The organism is Bathymodiolus platifrons methanotrophic gill symbiont, from assembly GCF_002189065.1.
Taxonomy (GTDB): domain Bacteria; phylum Pseudomonadota; class Gammaproteobacteria; order Methylococcales; family Methylomonadaceae; genus Methyloprofundus.
In genome coordinates this window covers 1-1,517 of sequence record NZ_BDMN01000542.1, presented here as the reverse complement: position 1 = coordinate 1,517, position 1,517 = coordinate 1, and the positions used below count along the sequence as shown (strand labels likewise).

At 38.2% G+C, this 1,517-nt stretch carries 2 protein-coding genes; both read left to right on the top strand.

All coding sequences use genetic code 11. The features are described 5' to 3' along the window. Nucleotides 1–73: 73 nt before the first annotated feature. Nucleotides 74–421, top strand: a complete 348-nt coding sequence (locus CDZ78_RS20300) for a hypothetical protein (RefSeq protein ID WP_087871568.1) — start codon at nucleotides 74–76, stop codon at nucleotides 419–421. A 278-nt stretch (nucleotides 422–699) separates the two neighbouring features. Beyond that, a complete protein-coding gene (locus tag CDZ78_RS20295) occupies nucleotides 700–1,458 on the top strand; it encodes a hypothetical protein (protein WP_140414265.1) in 759 nt (252 codons plus the stop codon). Nucleotides 1,459–1,517 lie beyond the last annotated feature (59 nt).

Genomic DNA, 1,517 nt, shown 5'->3' with positions numbered 1-1,517 from the left:
CCGCTCAATGTGAGTATGATCGTAGGTGATTTAGTTTTTGCGACAGAACCCATATCACAATGAAATTATAGTAATGAATACGTCAAATTCGGGGGCATTAGGGACGTCTCGCGCTGATGTTACCTATATTGTAAAACCAATTATTGATGTAGGTGCTGGCGGTATTTATAATTTTAATGTCATTGAACACTTTAATACCGACTATATCGATGGTCACGCCTTAGTTGTTGTTTATGAGCATCCCTCTTTACCTGAGGCAACTGTTGCTATTTTTGATGGTTTCGCAGATGTCAATGAAACCTTCTCTATAAACTTTACTAATCCTTTAAATCCTAATGAAATTATTTTTTTTGCTGAAATGACTTTAGGTATAAGTTTTAGTTGTTGTGACCAAAAATCGACTGTTATGGTTAACGATTAACGAATAATGCAGGTGGTGGCGATGACGCTATTGGTGACAATAGCGTACACACACATGGTAATTTAGTCACTATCGGCAGTTTTGATGACCCACTCTCTCCGGGCACCCCTAGCTATGAAGAAGATCATGAGCGGTATAATATTGCTAGCTTTATTAGTGAGGGTGACACCAGCATTGATATAAATACAAACAGCGATGCAAATGATATTGATAACATTTTTTTAGCTACTTTTTATGTAGGGAGCGTTGTTCAGAAACAAATTGATAGGCTATTTACTTTGAACGAGGAAATTGATCGGATATTAGCTTTGTCAGGAAAGCATTCACCATTATTATCTAATCCTACGGAGTCTATGAATATAAAGGGTTATCATGCGCGTTACTATACAGAATCAAACTTCTATATGGGGGTTAAACATAGTAAGCTTTGGATGCTTGATGGGAATACTATGGTAACGTCTGACTACGGATTAATAATTCCTTGGCTACTCAGGGCAAGCACGTTCCAAGATAATCATAGTCATGTTACTGACCGAAGTACAAGCATTAATTTAGGCGTAGTACATGGCATTAACCTTAATTTAATCAATCCTATTTCATCAAACGGACACACCTATTATTATCTAGATTCTTCAGGAGATGGTAGCTCTTACGGATATGATCCTATTTCTCATGAGAACCTAGATGATTTACTGAATGAGGGCAGAGATACGGTTGCCACACAAGAAGGTTCTCATGATGGGAGTGATGATGAAAGGTCGGTTATTTTAGAAGGTTATACGCTAATATTACCTACTATTTTGGAACTTAGGGCACTAAGCACTGATATAGAAACTAACAATACAGAAGCATTGGGGTATTATGCATCGCAGTGGAACCCCTCTCATTACTGGTCTGCAACAGAGGGGACTTGGTCTAGCTCGAACTTTTGGGGAGACAATAAGCACCAATACCTGCATATGGATTACAATGATAAACATGAGTTTTCTGATGAAGTCAGAAACTGGGTGGTATTTGAGGTACTTAAGTCTCCTTAAATAACGGTTCTGTCGCAAAAGTTTATCGTGCGCATAAAAACCGGTCATAACCGGTCTTT